This window comes from Pseudomonas sp. RGM 3321 (assembly GCF_022836805.1).
Taxonomy (GTDB): domain Bacteria; phylum Pseudomonadota; class Gammaproteobacteria; order Pseudomonadales; family Pseudomonadaceae; genus Aquipseudomonas.
Map to the genome: position 1 here is coordinate 87,709 of NZ_JALHBH010000113.1, position 13,975 is coordinate 101,683.

At 55.8% G+C, this 13,975-nt stretch carries 14 protein-coding genes; 9 read left to right on the forward strand and 5 right to left on the reverse strand.

Features of this window, described 5'->3' with window-relative positions:
• Positions 1-123 precede the first annotated feature (123 nt).
• The gene (apbC, locus tag RGM3321_RS16850) at positions 124-1,218 is read right to left on the reverse strand and encodes an iron-sulfur cluster carrier protein ApbC (protein WP_244394017.1); all 1,095 of its coding nucleotides are present in this window, start codon (positions 1,216-1,218) and stop codon (positions 124-126) included.
• 185 nt (positions 1,219-1,403) lie between these two features.
• Between apbC and metG the strand changes: the two genes are divergently transcribed.
• The 4 genes from metG (at position 1,404) to RGM3321_RS16870 (ending at position 5,381) form a co-directional block, all read left to right on the forward strand.
• Entirely contained in the window at positions 1,404-3,452 is a 2,049-nt protein-coding gene (gene metG, locus RGM3321_RS16855; protein WP_244394018.1) for a methionine--tRNA ligase, read from the forward strand.
• A gap of 129 nt (positions 3,453-3,581) precedes the next feature.
• Complete coding sequence (gene rsxB / locus RGM3321_RS16860) at positions 3,582-4,457, forward strand: electron transport complex subunit RsxB (RefSeq protein ID WP_244394019.1); 876 nt, start codon at positions 3,582-3,584, stop codon at positions 4,455-4,457.
• Positions 4,454-5,092 (forward strand): endonuclease III, encoded by a 639-nt coding sequence (nth, locus tag RGM3321_RS16865; protein ID WP_002554841.1) that lies wholly within the window; start codon positions 4,454-4,456, stop codon positions 5,090-5,092. Before rsxB ends, nth begins: the two co-directional genes overlap by 4 nt.
• Before the next feature lie 106 nt (positions 5,093-5,198).
• A complete protein-coding gene (locus RGM3321_RS16870) occupies positions 5,199-5,381 on the forward strand; it encodes a hypothetical protein (protein WP_058401641.1) in 183 nt (60 codons plus the stop codon).
• 159 nt (positions 5,382-5,540) lie between these two features.
• On the opposite strand, the gene RGM3321_RS16875 is transcribed toward RGM3321_RS16870, so the two are convergent.
• The gene (locus tag RGM3321_RS16875) at positions 5,541-6,167 is read right to left on the reverse strand and encodes a response regulator transcription factor (protein ID WP_002554843.1); all 627 of its coding nucleotides are present in this window, start codon (positions 6,165-6,167) and stop codon (positions 5,541-5,543) included.
• Positions 6,168-7,311: 1,144 nt separating this feature from the next.
• Here RGM3321_RS16875 and RGM3321_RS16880 point away from each other — a divergent pair.
• Positions 7,312-7,839 (forward strand): hypothetical protein, encoded by a 528-nt coding sequence (locus RGM3321_RS16880; RefSeq protein WP_244394020.1) that lies wholly within the window; start codon positions 7,312-7,314, stop codon positions 7,837-7,839.
• Between the two features lie 434 nt (positions 7,840-8,273).
• Here the strand turns inward: RGM3321_RS16880 and RGM3321_RS16885 are convergent, their stop codons facing one another.
• On the reverse strand, positions 8,274-9,491 hold the full coding sequence (locus RGM3321_RS16885; RefSeq protein WP_003412906.1) for an argininosuccinate synthase: 1,218 nt from the start codon (positions 9,489-9,491) through the stop codon (positions 8,274-8,276).
• 120 nt (positions 9,492-9,611) lie between these two features.
• On the reverse strand, positions 9,612-10,517 hold the full coding sequence (locus RGM3321_RS16890) for an OmpA family protein (RefSeq protein WP_244394021.1): 906 nt from the start codon (positions 10,515-10,517) through the stop codon (positions 9,612-9,614).
• A 149-nt stretch (positions 10,518-10,666) separates the two neighbouring features.
• On the opposite strand from RGM3321_RS16890, the gene pyrC reads away from it, so the two are divergent.
• The 4 genes from pyrC (at position 10,667) to bfr (ending at position 13,473) form a co-directional block, all read left to right on the forward strand.
• Positions 10,667-11,710: a dihydroorotase gene (gene pyrC / locus RGM3321_RS16895; protein WP_244394022.1), complete on the forward strand. Its 1,044-nt coding sequence runs from the start codon at positions 10,667-10,669 to the stop codon at positions 11,708-11,710.
• Positions 11,707-12,384: a ribonuclease T gene (rnt, locus tag RGM3321_RS16900; protein WP_003363600.1), complete on the forward strand. Its 678-nt coding sequence runs from the start codon at positions 11,707-11,709 to the stop codon at positions 12,382-12,384. The genes pyrC and rnt overlap by 4 nt, the downstream gene beginning before the upstream one ends.
• A 198-nt stretch (positions 12,385-12,582) precedes the next feature.
• The gene (locus RGM3321_RS16905; RefSeq protein WP_002554850.1) at positions 12,583-12,801 is read left to right on the forward strand and encodes a bacterioferritin-associated ferredoxin; all 219 of its coding nucleotides are present in this window, start codon (positions 12,583-12,585) and stop codon (positions 12,799-12,801) included.
• Positions 12,802-13,002: 201 nt separating this feature from the next.
• Complete coding sequence (gene bfr, locus RGM3321_RS16910; RefSeq protein ID WP_244394023.1) at positions 13,003-13,473, forward strand: bacterioferritin; 471 nt, start codon at positions 13,003-13,005, stop codon at positions 13,471-13,473.
• Positions 13,474-13,601: 128 nt separating this feature from the next.
• Here bfr and grxD read toward each other — a convergent pair whose 3' ends face one another.
• Positions 13,602-13,928 carry a Grx4 family monothiol glutaredoxin gene (grxD, locus tag RGM3321_RS16915; RefSeq protein ID WP_002554852.1) on the reverse strand — a complete coding sequence of 109 codons (327 nt, stop codon included), beginning with the start codon at positions 13,926-13,928 and terminating at the stop codon, positions 13,602-13,604.
• Positions 13,929-13,975: the final 47 nt, after the last annotated feature.

Below are 13,975 nucleotides of genomic sequence, written 5' to 3' on the forward strand. Positions count from 1 at the left end.
CTTAAAAGCGGGGTTTTTTATTGTCTGCCGTTTGAACATCTGCTTACCCGTCAAGCCATGCCTCAAGCCTGACCGAGAGACGCCAATTCCCTGCGCCTCCCCCGCCAGAACATCGCTACAGCATCAATCGTCGCTGACAGAAATGGTCGGCATCGCCGGGCTTGCAGCTTCCTGCAAGACGATTCGTGCACCAACGTGACGCGCCAGCTCCTGATACACCATCGCAATCTGACTTTCCGGCTCGGCAATAGCGGTAGGCTTGCCGCCATCTGCCTGCTCGCGAATCAGCATCGACAACGGCAGTGATGCCAGCAACTCGACATTGTACTGCGACGCCAGCTTCTCGCCCCCGCCCTCACCAAACAGATGCTCGGCATGGCCGCAGTTGGAGCATATGTGCACCGCCATGTTTTCCACGACGCCCAGCACCGGGATGTTGACCTTACGGAACATCTCGACACCCTTCTTCGCATCCAGCAGGGCCAGATCCTGAGGCGTGGTGACAATCACGGCACCCGCCACCGGGACCTTCTGCGCCAGCGTCAACTGGATGTCGCCGGTGCCCGGCGGCATATCGATAACCAGGTAGTCCAGATCATTCCAGGCAGTCTGCGTGACCAGTTGCAGCAACGCCCCTGACACCATAGGCCCGCGCCAGACCATAGGCGTGTTGTCATCAGTCAGAAACGCCATCGACATCACGTCAATGCCATGAGCCTGGACTGGTACGAACCACTTCTGGTCCTTGATCTTCGGCCGCGTGCCTTCGGCAATGCCAAACATCACACCCTGACTCGGCCCATAGATATCTGCATCGAGAATACCGACCCGTGCGCCCTCGCGAGACAGTGCCAGTGCCAGATTGGCCGCCGTTGTGGACTTGCCGACACCACCCTTGCCCGACGCGACAGCCACGATGTTTTTCACATTGGCCAGACCGGGGATCTGACTCTGCGCCTTGTGCGCGCTGATCACGCTTTTAATGGCAACCGTGGCCGAGCTGACGCCCTCCAGGTTCTCTATGGCGGTTTTCAGCACTTGCGCCCAGCCGTTCCTGAACAGGTCGGCGGCATAGCCCAGTTCGAGTTGCACGCGGACCTGTGCACCCTCGATATCGATGGACCGCACGCAACCGGCACTGACCGGGTCCTGATTCAGATAAGGGTCGGTGTACTGGCGAAGAATCGTCTCCACCGCTGCGCGATTGACTGCGCTCATGGGCTTACTCCGTAAAAGACTGAGTGAAACAGCCGACTATCGTACCTGTTCTGTCCGTAGCCGACATGATTTCACTGAACCCTGCCCAACCGTTCAGGAGCAATCGCGCAACCGAGCGGGGTGAAAAAAATCGCTCAGACCTTTATAGTGGCCGGTCTCCGTTTCACTTCAAGTAGCCGAGCCCCATGTCCGAGCCACGCAAGATTCTCGTTACCAGCGCCCTGCCCTATGCCAATGGTTCCATCCACCTTGGCCACATGCTCGAGTACATCCAGACCGACATGTGGGTGCGCTTTCAGAAGCACCGCGGCAACCAATGCATTTATGTCTGCGCGGACGACGCTCACGGTTCGGCAATCATGCTGCGCGCTGAAAAAGAAGGCATTACGCCAGAACAACTCATCGATAACGTCAAGGCTGAGCACAGCGCCGACTTTGCCGATTTCCTGGTGGAATTCGACAACTTTCACTCGACGCACTCGGATGAAAACCGCGAGCTGTCGAGCATGATCTACACGCGTCTGCGCGAGGCAGGACATATCGCAACGCGTTCGGTAACCCAGTATTTCGACCCGGAAAAGAAAATGTTCCTGGCCGACCGTTTCATCAAGGGCACCTGCCCGAAATGCGCGGCCGAAGATCAGTATGGCGACAACTGCGAAAAGTGCGGCGCTACCTATGCCCCGACGGATCTGAAAGACCCCAAGTCGGCGATTTCCGGGGCCACGCCAGTCCTCAAGGACTCGAAGCATTTCTTCTTCGACCTGCCTGCATTCGACGCGATGCTCAAAAGCTGGACGCGCAGCGGAACCCTGCAGGACGCCGTCGCCAACAAGATCGCCGAATGGCTGGACAGCGGCCTGCAGCAGTGGGACATCTCCCGCGATGCACCGTATTTCGGCTTTGAAATCCCCGATGAGCCGGGCAAATACTTCTACGTATGGCTGGATGCACCGATCGGCTACATGGCCAGCTTCAAGAACCTGTGTGCACGTCGTCCGGACCTGAACTTCGACGCGTACTGGGGCAAGGGTGCGACCACCGAGCTCTATCACTTCATCGGCAAGGACATCGTCAATTTCCACGCCCTGTTCTGGCCAGCCATGCTGGAAGGCGCAGAGTTGCGTACACCGACCGGCATCAACGTTCACGGCTACCTGACCGTCAACGGTCAGAAAATGTCGAAGTCACGTGGCACCTTCATCAAGGCACGCACCTACCTCGACCACCTGCCACCCGAGTACCTGCGCTATTACTACGCGTCGAAACTGGGTCGTGGCGTCGACGACCTGGATTTGAACCTCGAAGACTTCGTGCAAAAGGTCAACTCTGACCTGATCGGCAAGGTCGTCAACATCGCCAGCCGTTGTGCCGGGTTCATCCACAAGGGCAACGCCGGTGTAATGGTCGAGGCCAATGCGGCTCCCGAATTGACCGATGCCTTCCTCGCGGCAGCCCCAAGCATTGCCGACGCCTACGAAGCCCGCGACTTCGCCCGCGCCATGCGCGAGACCATGGCTCTGGCGGATCGCGCCAACGCCTATATCGCGGAAAAAGCGCCGTGGGCGCTGGCCAAACAGGAAGGCAAACAGGATGAGGTCCAGGCGGTCTGTGCGCTGGGTATAAACCTGTTCCGCCAACTGGTCATTTTCCTCAAACCGGTATTGCCGAATCTGGCCGCTGATGCAGAGAAATTTCTCAACGTCGAACCACTGACCTGGGAAGACCACAAGACCTTGCTGGGCAATCATCAGCTCAATCCGTTCTCGGCCCTGATGACTCGCATAGATCCACTCAAGGTAGAAGCCATGGCTGCTGCTTCCAAGCAAGACCTGACCGCTACCGACACTAGCGCGAGCAGTGCGCCTGCCGGTAATGGCGAACTCGCCAAAGACCCGCTGTCGGCGGAAATCGACTTTGATGCTTTTGCCGCTGTAGACCTGCGCGTTGCCCTGATTCTCAAGGCCGAACATGTGGAGGGTGCCGACAAGTTGCTGCGCCTGACGCTGGATATCGGCGATGAGCAACGTAATGTCTTTTCCGGCATCAAAAGCGCCTATCCGAACCCGTCCGAGCTCGAAGGCCGTCTGACCATGATGATCGCCAACCTTAAGCCACGGAAAATGCGCTTCGGCATTTCGGAAGGTATGGTGATGGCGGCAGGTCCTGGCGGCGAGGAGATCTATCTGCTCAGCCCGGACAATGGTGCAAAGCCCGGCCAGCGCATCAAGTAAACCCGGACAAGGCCCGGTATCCAGCCATCAGGCGGATACCGGGCCTTCGCGCATTCGCAAACCTCCCGATCTGTCCGATAATGCTGCATCCTCGATAGACAGAACACCTGTTGGTCACCTGGCAAGATCATGACTGAATTGATTCGCCTGCTTCCCGACGTGGACCTGATCCGCAGCATCGACGCCCTTCTGCCGCAGACTCAGTGCGGCAAGTGCGGCCACCCCGGCTGCAAGCCCTACGCAGAGGGCATTGCCGGCGGCGAAGCCATCAACAAATGCCCACCGGGCGGGGACGAAACAATAGCCCAACTGGCAGAGCTGCTTGCTGTTCCGGTTCTGAGGCTGGATGTGGAACGCGGTGCAGCCCCTGCGCAGGTTGCGTTCATTCGCGAAGCAGAGTGCATTGGCTGCACCAAATGCATTCAGGCCTGCCCCGTGGACGCCATTCTCGGCGCATCCAAGCTGATGCACACCGTGATTATCGATGAATGCACAGGCTGTGATCTGTGCGTTGCGCCATGCCCGGTGGACTGCATTGAAATGCATCCACTGCCGCTGGCGAGTGTCACGCCCATTATAGGCGGCCTGGCACCCACCCCTGATCTGCAAAAAGCTCGTCTGCGCAAGCGTACGCATGCGCGGCTTCGTTTCGAAGCGCGCAATGCACGCTTGTACCGTGAGCAACAAACCCGGCTGGCCGAGCGTCTCGCACGGTCACAGCGCGTTGAGTCGAGTCGTGACGCTTTACCCCTATCCGCAGCCAGACACGCCCAGAACGACAAGCCTGCTGCGCCGGACGAGGCCCTGAAAAAGGCCCGTATTGCCGTGGCCATGAGCCGCGCGCAGCTCAACAAGTCGCTCAAGGCCTTCGGCCATCCACCGATTGCCGAGCAGGCCGCCAGGCTCGTGGAGTTGCAGCGCGAATACGAAGCCGCCGAGCAAACACTTGCAGCACTTCTGCCGCCTCCCGCACAGGCTAATTCCGAGGAAAAGCTCCGTCCATGAATGCCGCAAAACGCCAGGAAATCTTTCGCAGGCTGCATGAGGACAATCCGGACCCTAAAACCGAACTGGCCTACACCACGCCTTTTGAGCTGTTGATCGCCGTCATCCTTTCTGCCCAGGCCACTGACGTGAGCGTCAACAAGGCCACGGCGAAGCTGTACCCGGTTGCCAATACGCCACAAGCCATATATGACCTGGGCGTCGAGGGGCTGTCCGAGTACATCAAGACAATTGGCCTCTACAACAGCAAAGCCAAAAACGTAATTGAAACCTGCCGGATGCTGGTGGAGCTGCATAACAGCGAAGTACCGCAGACCCGAGAAGCGCTCGAGGCCTTACCGGGCGTGGGACGCAAGACAGCCAATGTCGTGCTCAATACCGCTTTTCGTCAGGTCGCGATGGCTGTAGACACTCACATCTTTCGCGTCAGCAACCGTACGGGCATCGCGCCAGGGAAAAATGTGGTGGAGGTGGAGAAGCAATTGATGAAATTTGTGCCAAAGAACTATCTGCTCGATGCGCACCACTGGCTGATCCTGCACGGACGCTACGTTTGCCAGGCACGCAAGCCCAGATGCGGCAGTTGCCGCATAGAAGACCTATGCGATTACAAGGAAAAAACGTCCGACGATTGAGCACGATAGGTAGTTGCTGCCCTGTCGATTGAAAAAATCTTTTTTACCCGCTTGTGGATTGTCGATATAAGAGGCGCCAGAGAGCCCAAGCCCTGGAGTCGACTTCATGAGCACTGACAACGAGCAACTGGACGTGGACGATGACCTTGTTTCCGTCGAAACGGATGAAACCGAAACAGCGACTGTTGAGCCGGCAAAGACCAATCTGAGCAAACGACGCACCATCGACAACCTGCTTGAAGAGCGGCGCTTGCAGAAACAGCTGGCCGACTACGATTTCGACTTCTAGACAAGCGCAAAAAACCTCGCATCGGCTTCCTGCACCTACCGTTCCATTCAGGCATTTGAAGCCTCTCACAGAAGAGGCTTCAATACGTGAATGGCTGCTCGTCACCCGCTCCACATACGTGGGCACCAGGCACGCTTCCTTCTCAAACAGACCGGTTACTCAGACCAGCCCGTTACGCTGGGCGAGTTCGATCAGATCGACCAGTGAATGCGCGTTGAGCTTGAGCAACAAACGCGTTTTATAGGTACTGACGGTTTTGTTGCTCAGAAACATACCGTCTGCAATTTCCTTGTTGGTCTTGCCTCTGGCCAGTTGTTGCAGAACCATCATCTCCCTGCCGGAAAGTCGGTCAACCATGTCCGACTCGCTCGCGTTGCCCATACTGGAACGAACCGTGTGCAACGCCTGATTGGGAAAGTAGCTGTACCCCGAGAGTACCGCCTTGATAGCGCTGAGCAGCTCGGTCAGGTCCTGTTGTTTGCAGACATATCCTGCGGCCCCTGCCTGCATGCAGCGCATGGAAAAGTGGCCGGGTGCCTGAGACGTCAGAATCAGAACCTTGAAAGGCAATGTCATGGCTGAAAGGCGGGCAATGACTTCCAGCCCATCGAGCTTGGGGATACCAATATCAAGAATGACGATATCAGGAAGGTGCTCACGAGCCAGTTGCAGCGCATCCACACCGTTGTCAGTCTCCGCAATGACCTCATAGCCATGACGCTCCATCAGCATGCGTACAGCAAGGCGAATGACGGGATGATCATCCACGATCAGCACTTTATTCATGGGCAGTCCATTTTTCGCTATTCGAATTTTCAGAGCCAGCACAATAACTTAGTCGTTTACTGCTTTGCATGGCGCTCACCCTTGTGGACTGACAGCCAAAGACCATTCCTACAATTACAGCAGAAACTTCCTACAAAACTCGGCAGAAACGTACATTTTTTATTAATTTTCACAGCGCCTTCCTTTTCGGAATCTGGTGATTTTTTATTGCTGGCGGCTACGGCATAAGCATCACAGCGCCAGTCAGTAAATGCATGCAGCAAAACCCAGCCAAACTTTTACGTTCAAAAATGACCTTGCTGCATCTGTTAAAAGTATCGCCACACTATTTTTGCGTCAGCGTCAGAACACGCCGAATACATGGCTTATCGCCAGCAAAAACAGCCGGAAAACTGTAGAGGCCTTGCATCCGGATGCCCTACCCGAAACCCCATGATGGAAAATCAGTGAATACACAGCACGCATTACATACGTAAACAGGGATTAAAAATTACACATCGATTACGGAATTTCGTAAAAATATTTATTTAAGGACGCGCCTTACAGGCATGAAGGAAAGTTCCTACAACCGAAGCGCACAACATAAACGCGGCGTGCCAAATTGAACCATTGTCGACAGACGACAAATAATGATAGCCCTTCACCCCTCGTATTGTCGCAGGATCTTACACACACCATAGCATAACCCTACATCATTCAAGACCATAAGTAGCTCTTTCGACAAGTAGCAAATACCATTTTTTATTTCAAATCCAGACGCAGGGAATCGAATGGGAAACGTACTACAAAATTCACGGACGCAACATTACAACACGTAAGACTTTATAAAGAACGACAAATCAATTCTGGAGACACCCCATTTTTCACTTGCAAATTTTATTACCAGTCGTTACTTTTTTAACAGAGACTTTATTACTTACTGCCATCAACTATGTGCAGCCCTATGAAACACTATCATTAGGTAATACACGTTTGCAGTTCATGAGCTGCGCGTTTACACGAACTTGGTGTATCACGCGAACCGGCTGAATCCAGGTGTTACGTACACGGCTCATCAAGCGGGCTGCTGCGTGACAAACACTGAGTGCCTGGTAACTCTTTTGAATGGGCTCTGTGTATAACCATGCTCAAAAAGGGACATACCATGAATACTAGATATGCGCGCACGCGCTCATCAATACCCACCGCCTCTGAGTTAATCACCGCTGTGGAAACCTTTGTTGCCAAAGGCGGTATTATTGCAGTCATACCCGATGGAGAGATGGCAGGCGCATCATACCCGTCCTCAACTGATACAGCGCCAGCCCTGCCATACGGGCCTGAACACGCTGGCAAGCTGGAACAACTCAAATACCTGGCCGCCAAGGGCGCAGGCTTTACAGCGCTGCAATATTCATTACGCATGAATAAAAAAGACGTTCGCCAACTGGCTACCGAAAATGGTGTGACAATCACTGTCAGTCAGCCCATGCTCACCACCCGCAGAGAGGCCCGTCATGACACTACGGATATCGACGACGTGGTTGCCGGCCACGCCATGCATTATTCGGCGCTGGGCTATACCGCAGCCGAGATTGCCCAGGTACTGGACCTGAGCCTTCGCCAGGTATGGAATATCGGCAAGGCCTATCGATTTGAGTTCAGGCAGCAACGGGAGAACGACACGCCCTGAAGCCCGACTCTAAAACAGGTATCGAGTGCGTAAGTTTCGACTGCCACGCAGAAAGCACCAGGCACCCTGCTTTTAACTTCGACAGCCACTGTAGGAAAAAACCAAAAGCAGACCTGTACTTTTCGCCACGAACGGTAAGAACGACTTTAATGAGTACATACGCGGTGATACATGATCGCCTGCACCCGGCGAACTACTGCTTACATGAATTGCCGAAGGAAATACTCTATCAATATCAAACGAGCACTGCGACAACGAAAAAACACTGAGCGTCCGGCAGGACGGTCTCGAAACACTCATGAACAATGAGCAACTTGTCAGGGAACCTGAATTCGAGAAATGGCTACAGGCGTTGACGCTTTACAGCCGTGACGGGGAACCCGGGTTTAAAGTGCAGCCCTGCAAGGGCTGCACTCATCGAAAAACCAGCAGTATCAGAACAGCTTGCGGCCTTTATTCGCAGCAATACGCATACGCAAGGCATTGAGCTTGATGAAGCCTGCCGCATCGGCCTGATCATAGGCACCTGCGTCATCTTCGAAGGTAGCGATATTGGCATCGAACAACGAATCGTCCGACTTGCGGCCAGTAACAATCACATTGCCTTTATAAAGCTTCAGACGTACAACACCGTTCACATGGGCCTGAGACGCGTCGATCATCTGCTGCAGCATCAGACGCTCCGGGCTCCACCAGTAACCTGTGTAGATCAGGCTGGCGTATTTGGCCATCAGTTCGTCCTTGAGGTGGGCGACTTCACGGTCCAGAGTGATCGATTCGATGGCGCGGTGAGCACGCAGCATGATGGTGCCGCCCGGCGTCTCGTAGCAGCCACGAGACTTCATGCCCACGTAACGGTTTTCAACGATATCCAGACGTCCAATGCCGTTTTCGCCACCAATGCGGTTCAGGGTCGCCAGCACAGTGGCAGGCGTCATCTCGACGCCATCCAGCGCAACGATGTCGCCATTGCGATAGGTCAGCTCCAGATAAGTTGCAACATTCGGCGCGTCCTCTGGGGACTTGGTCCAGCGCCACATGTCTTCTTCGTGCTCGGTCCAGGTGTCTTCCAGCACGCCGCCCTCATAGGAGATGTGCAGCAGGTTGGCATCCATCGAGTACGGGGACTTCTTCTTGCCGTGGCGCTCGATCGGAATGTTGTGCTTCTCGGCGTAGTCCATCAGCTTTTCACGAGAAAGCAGGTCCCATTCACGCCACGGAGCAATCACTTTGACCCCTGGCTTGAGCGCATAGGCGCCCAGCTCGAAACGCACCTGATCATTGCCTTTACCGGTGGCACCATGGGAAATGGCATCAGCGCCGGTTTCGTTGGCGATCTCGATCAGGCGCTTGGCGATCAGCGGGCGAGCGATGGAAGTGCCCAGCAGGTACTCGCCTTCATAGACGGTGTTGGCACGGAACATCGGGAACACGAAATCACGCACGAACTCTTCGCGCAGATCATCGATGTAGATTTCTTTCACGCCCATGGCCTGAGCCTTGGCGCGTGCCGGCTCGACTTCTTCACCCTGACCCAGGTCAGCGGTAAAGGTCACCACTTCGCAGTTGTACGTATCTTGCAGCCACTTGAGGATTACCGAAGTATCCAGGCCACCGGAATACGCGAGAACTACCTTGTTTACGTCCGCCATGCCATCACTCCACCGGGTTGTACGGAAAACCGTTGATTCTACCGTTCAAACCAGCAAATTTACAGGGGCGCGACAGCTTGTGACGACAAGGCGACGTTTGGCAGAAGCCTTATGCAGCTATCAGGACGTGTGTGCTGCACTGGCCGTGGAGGCTACCGGCACCGGACGCTCATCGGGCGCAACACGCTCCAGATGCACGTTCACGCGGCGGTTGCGCGCACGATTGGCCTCGTTGGTGTTGGGCACCAGCGGGTAGCGTTCGCCATGAAATCGCAGGGTGATTTGCTGCTCGGGGATGCCCTGAGCCTTGAAGTAGTCCATGACCGCCAGCGCACGGCGGCGAGAAAGGTCGCGGTTGGTGAGTCGGTTGCCACTGTTGTCCGAATGGCCGTCAAGCTCGATACGGTTAACCGTCGGGTCGGCCTTCAAATAGGCCACCATGTTGTCCAGACGCGCCTTGGCATGGGCATCCAGTTCAATACCGCCACCGGGAAAACCTACTTCAGCCTGTTTGACCTGATCGAAGTTCATCGGCAGAAGTTTGGCTGTGCACGCCTGGTAATCGCTGAACGCCTTGCTGAACTTGACCGGCAGCAGGCGCACTTCCATCTGGCCACCGTCACGGGTGTAGTGACGGATAAGCGGGCTGCGACCGTCCATCAGCCCACTGATCAGACGCCCGGCCTGTGCCTGGGAAGTATTGAAGGGGATGTCGCCATTGCTGACGCGCACCGACCCCAGATTTATATCACCGCGCCCCGGCTGCCACGGTGCGGCGGCGGCCAGCAGCGTTGCGGAACCGTTGCCCAGCATATTGTAGGAAGCCTTAAGGCGAAACGTCGCCTGCTCACCGGCACGGCGCACGAACTCACCGGCACCGAAGTCGGTGATCGGCTGAGTCAGGCGGCACTCGAACTGATCGCCTTCGACCTTCCACTCGATGCTCTCCAGACGAGTCTGGAAACTGATAGCCATCGCCGGGAGGCTGGCAAACATGCTGAGCAGGGCTAAATATCGCTGGCGCACGGGAGGCTCCACTGGAAATAAACGCGAAACAAAAAATGACTGACTGACAAGGGAGCTATCGGTAACTTCGTGCAAAACTTGATAGCGGATGCCTGAGAGAGTCTTTTCCGGTAGCATTCCCAGCGAGTTTGACCCGCCTGGAATCCCCAATGTCTGACCGCCTGACCCTCCTGCGTCCCGACGACTGGCACATTCACCTCCGTGACGGAGCTGTCTTGCCTCATACCGTTGCTGACGTAGCGCGAACTTTTGGCCGCGCAATCATCATGCCCAACCTCGTGCCTCCGGTGCGCAACGCGCAGCAAGCCGATGCCTATCGTCAGCGCATTCTGGCTGCACGCCCGGCCGGCAACCGCTTCGAGCCGTTGATGGTGCTGTACCTCACCGACCAGACCACGCCCGACGACATCCGTACCGCCAAGGCCAGTGGCTTCGTGCACGCCGCCAAGCTGTATCCGGCCGGAGCGACCACCAACTCCGATTCCGGTGTCACCAGCATCGACAAGATCTTCCCGGCGCTCGAGGCCATGGCCGAAGTCGGCATGCTCCTGCTGGTACACGGGGAAGTGACGCGTGGCGAGATCGACGTGTTCGATCGCGAAAAGGTCTTCATCGATGAGCACCTGCGCCGTGTAGTCGAACGCTTCCCGACCCTGAAAGTGGTGTTTGAACACATCACCACCGGTGAAGCGGTGCAGTTCGTCAATGAAGCATCAGCCAATGTCGCGGCGACCATCACCGCGCATCACCTGCTCTACAACCGCAATCACATGCTGGTCGGCGGCATTCGCCCGCACTTCTATTGCCTGCCCATTCTCAAGCGCAATACGCACCAGGCGTCCCTGCTCGACGCCGCCACCAGTGGCAGCGGCAAGTTCTTCCTGGGCACCGACTCGGCACCGCATGCCCAACACGCCAAGGAAAACGCTTGCGGTTGCGCCGGTTGCTACACCGCCTACGCGGCCATCGAATTGTATGCAGAAGCTTTCGAGCAGCGTAATGCTCTGGACAAGCTGGAGGGCTTTGCCAGTCTTCATGGTCCGGCGTTCTACGGCCTGCCTGCCAATCAGGACACCATCACGCTGGTGCGTGACGAGTGGACCGCCCCTGCCAGCCTGCCGTTTGGCGAGTTGACCGTTATCCCGCTGCGCGCCGGTGAAAAACTGCGCTGGCGTCTGGAGGAACACGCGTGAGTGAAGATCATTTTGACGACGAACACGAAGGCCACGGCGGTGGCGGCGGTTCTCGTCACCCGATGGCAGCACGCTTTCGCGGCTACCTGCCAGTGGTCGTCGACGTAGAAACCGGCGGTTTCAACTCAGCCACCGACGCACTGCTGGAAATTGCTGCCGTGACCATCGGCATGGATGAAAAAGGCTTCGTGTTCCCGGAACACACCTATTTCTTCCGCGTCGAGCCGTTCGAAGGTGCCAACATCGAAGCCGCTGCACTGGAGTTTACCGGTATCAAGCTGGATCATCCGTTGCGCATGGCGGTCAGCGAAGAAACCGCAATGAACGACATCTTCCGCGGCGTGCGCAAGGCTCTCAAGGCCAATGGCTGCAAACGCGCCGTGCTGGTCGGCCACAACGCCAGCTTCGACCTCGGCTTCGTCAATGCCGCTGTCGCGCGAATGGACATGAAGCGCAACCCGTTTCACCCGTTCTCAAGCTTCGACACCGCTACCCTCGCAGGCCTGGCCTACGGTCAGACCGTGCTGGCCAAGGCCTGCCAGGCTGCCGGAATCGACTTCGACGGCCGCGAGGCTCACTCGGCTCGCTACGACACCGAGAAGACCGCAGAGCTGTTCTGCGGCATCGTCAACCGCTGGAAAGAAATGGGCGGCTGGGAAGACTTCGACGACTAAGGTCGGCACGGCAGTGAATGGACCGGCCTCGCGCCGGTTTTTTCATGCCTGCCTGAAACGTGATGGCTGGACGCGCCCTGGGTGAAAACAACCGCTCATCGTTCCACCTGAATCGAATCCAAAACAGTTTTGACAAGCATTCTCATTAACATTAAGCTCCTCGGCACCAAGCAATAAACCAGCGACGGTCAATAGCTTATGTATGTTTGTCTTTGCCAAGGTGTCACAGACGGTCAAATCCGGGATGCAATTCTGGAAGGCTGCTGCAGTTATCGTGAAGTCCGTGAAACGCTGGGTGTTGCGAGTAAATGCGGAAAATGCGCCTGCCTTGCGAAGGAAGTGGTGCGTGACACGCTGACAGAACTGCAAACCACTCAGGCATCGCTGGCGTATCCAGCAGAATTTTCAGCCGCCTGAATTCCCCTATTTTAAAGAACCGGGCACCCTGCCCGGTTTTTTTATGCCTGTAATTCAAGCGCTTAGCGTCAAGATGCGGAACTCAAACATTCTTATTCCTATTTAAATTCACTTATTATTCAACAACTTAGGTTTGACAGGCGTTTAAGCGCGGCTCACACTCGGCGCTTATATACACAAGCCACCGGCAGGACCTCGAACATGAAAGGCGACATTACAGTCATCCAGCATCTCAATAAGATCCTCGGAAACGAGCTGGTCGCCATCAATCAGTATTTCCTGCATGCGCGCATGTATGAAGATTGGGGTCTGAAAAAGCTCGGCGGTCATGAGTACAAAGAATCCATCCATGCGATGAAGTACGCCGACAAGCTGATCAAGCGCACGCTGTTCCTTGAAGGGCTGCCAAACCTGCAGGATCTGGGCAAAATCCTGATTGGCGAGCACACCAAGGAAATGCTGGAGTGCGACCTGAAGATCGAGCACAAAGGCCTGGCTGATCTGAAAGCGGCCATTGCTCACTTTGAAACGGTGGGTGACTTCGGCAGCCGTGAGCTGCTGGAAGACATCCTTGAGCCCAAGGAAGAGCAAATCGACTGGCTGGAGACCCAGCTGGGTCTGATCGTCAAGGTTGGTATCGAGAACTACCTGCAGTCGCAGATGGGTGACTGATTCACTGGTTACGCTGCAATGAAAAAGCCCGCCTCAACCGAGAGCGGGCTTTTTCTTGTGCGTAAGACCATGCTTGAACGCAGGTCACGATAATCTCGACTACCGTGCCCACGCTGCAGCGCGAGGCTTTACTCGGCTTTGGCGGCCGATGCTTCCTTGACCAGAGTTTGCAGCGAACCATCAGCCATCATTTCGGTGATGATGTCGCTACCGCCGACCAGTTCACCAGCCACCCACAGTTGCGGGAAAGTCGGCCAGTTGGCGTACTTTGGCAGGTTGGCGCGAATTTCAGGGTTTTGCAGAATGTCGACGTAGGCAAATTTTTCGCCACACGCCATCAATGCCTGGGAAGCCTTGGCCGAAAAGCCGCATTGAGGGGCATTCGGAGCGCCTTTCATGTAAAGCAGAATGGTGTTGTTGGCAATCTGCTCTTTGATCGTTTCGATGATATCCATGGAGCACCTCGGCTGAAATATCCGACTCAGTTGTCGGCACGGTGGCG

Excerpts from the sequence above, each read along its gene's own strand:
- rsxB (WP_244394019.1), top strand. The coding sequence starts at position 3,582 with ATGACTGAATTGATTCGCCTGCTTCCCGACGTGGACCTGATCCGCAGC.
- nth (WP_002554841.1), top strand. The coding sequence starts at position 4,454 with ATGAATGCCGCAAAACGCCAGGAAATCTTTCGCAGGCTGCATGAGGAC.
- apbC (WP_244394017.1), bottom strand. The coding sequence starts at position 1,218 with ATGAGCGCAGTCAATCGCGCAGCGGTGGAGACGATTCTTCGCCAGTAC.
- RGM3321_RS16875 (WP_002554843.1), bottom strand. The coding sequence starts at position 6,167 with ATGAATAAAGTGCTGATCGTGGATGATCATCCCGTCATTCGCCTTGCT.
- grxD (WP_002554852.1), bottom strand. The coding sequence starts at position 13,928 with ATGGATATCATCGAAACGATCAAAGAGCAGATTGCCAACAACACCATT.
- RGM3321_RS16905 (WP_002554850.1), top strand. The coding sequence starts at position 12,583 with ATGTATGTTTGTCTTTGCCAAGGTGTCACAGACGGTCAAATCCGGGAT.
- pyrC (WP_244394022.1), top strand. The coding sequence starts at position 10,667 with ATGTCTGACCGCCTGACCCTCCTGCGTCCCGACGACTGGCACATTCAC.
- RGM3321_RS16870 (WP_058401641.1), top strand. The coding sequence starts at position 5,199 with ATGAGCACTGACAACGAGCAACTGGACGTGGACGATGACCTTGTTTCC.
- bfr (WP_244394023.1), top strand. The coding sequence starts at position 13,003 with ATGAAAGGCGACATTACAGTCATCCAGCATCTCAATAAGATCCTCGGA.
- RGM3321_RS16885 (WP_003412906.1), bottom strand. The coding sequence starts at position 9,491 with ATGGCGGACGTAAACAAGGTAGTTCTCGCGTATTCCGGTGGCCTGGAT.
- RGM3321_RS16880 (WP_244394020.1), top strand. The coding sequence starts at position 7,312 with ATGAATACTAGATATGCGCGCACGCGCTCATCAATACCCACCGCCTCT.
- metG (WP_244394018.1), top strand. The coding sequence starts at position 1,404 with ATGTCCGAGCCACGCAAGATTCTCGTTACCAGCGCCCTGCCCTATGCC.